Origin of the sequence: Pseudomonas fluorescens HK44 (genome assembly GCF_000217955.3) — a bacterium.
GTDB classification, from domain to species: Bacteria; Pseudomonadota; Gammaproteobacteria; order Pseudomonadales; family Pseudomonadaceae; genus Aquipseudomonas; species Aquipseudomonas fluorescens_AQ.
In genome coordinates this window covers 1-1,125 of the sequence record NZ_AFOY02000006.1, presented here as the reverse complement: position 1 = coordinate 1,125, position 1,125 = coordinate 1, and the positions used below count along the sequence as shown (strand labels likewise).

Sequence of the window (1,125 nt, the reverse complement as noted above, 5' to 3'; positions counted from 1 at the left end):
CACGGATTACCGGGAAAGACGCTCTTGATCTTCATGAAAAAGAACTCGCTATCCCGGTAACCGTACGCCATCCGCTTGATGACCTTTATTCGATTGTTTATTCCTTCCAACTGACCGGTGTGCATCGGCCAGCGAACCCGACTGACGATGCCCCGCCAGTAAGCTTTTAGCCGTTTGGCAAACTGGATCAGAGCCGGTATTTCGCTTTCATGTGCATGGCGCAGCCATTGCTTCCAGGCCGATCTCCAAGCCCAGGCAGCACTCGGCGTCCAGAGCGTTTTGAGTTCAGCCTTCATCAAATAGACCGTCATCAACGCTTGGTTGGCCGCCAGCAAATCCTGCAAATGGACCTGTTGTTCCGGCGTTTTCAGGTTCTGCGGGTTACGCAGTAACAGCCATCGCGCCTGCTTGATGACCTTGCGAGCCGGCTTGTCATGACGCAGCCGGTTAGCCTCGTCGACGCGGACCCGATCAATCACCTCTCGGCCATATTTGGCCACCACATGGAAAAGGTCGTAGACCACTCGCGCTTTCGGGCAATGCTGGCGAACCTCCAGATCAAAAGCAGTATTCATGTCCATCGCCACCGCTTCGATTCGAGCGCAGCCCTCCGGCCCCAGCTCCTCGAAGAACGGCCTGACTGCCGCTCGGCTACGGCCTTCACCGATCCACAGCACTCGTCGTGTATCGGCATCCAGCACAACGCTGGCGTAACGATGACCTTTGAACAACGCGAACTCGTCCATAATCAGGTGTCGCGGTTGCGCCTTTGGCAGCTCGCTCAACACCGCCTGCAAGGCACGACGCTCCAGCAACCGAACGGTGTCCCAATGCAACCCAAACATCTGGGCTACGTGCAGAGTGGGAAGGCGCTCGCAGGCCTGAATGACCGTATCGGCCAAGCGGCGCGTCATGCGGGCATAGCGATCCAGCCAACTGACCGCCTCCATGCGTTTGCCACAATCGCGGCAGCCAACCCGCCTGAGCAAAACGCTAAGGCGTACCGCACGACCTAGAATGGGAAGATCGCGAACACTTCGCTCGCAATACTCATGAGTGGTTGAACAAGGCTTTTGGCAGCCGCCACAGGAAGGGAATCGGGTGGCGTGGGGAATCAGTTCGATC

Annotated in this window: 1 protein-coding gene; it reads right to left on the bottom strand. The window is 57.4% G+C overall.

The window, feature by feature from the left end; genetic code table 11:
* On the bottom strand, nt 1–1,125 hold a 1,125-nt coding region (locus tag HK44_RS05585; protein WP_031319329.1), incomplete at both ends, for an ISL3 family transposase.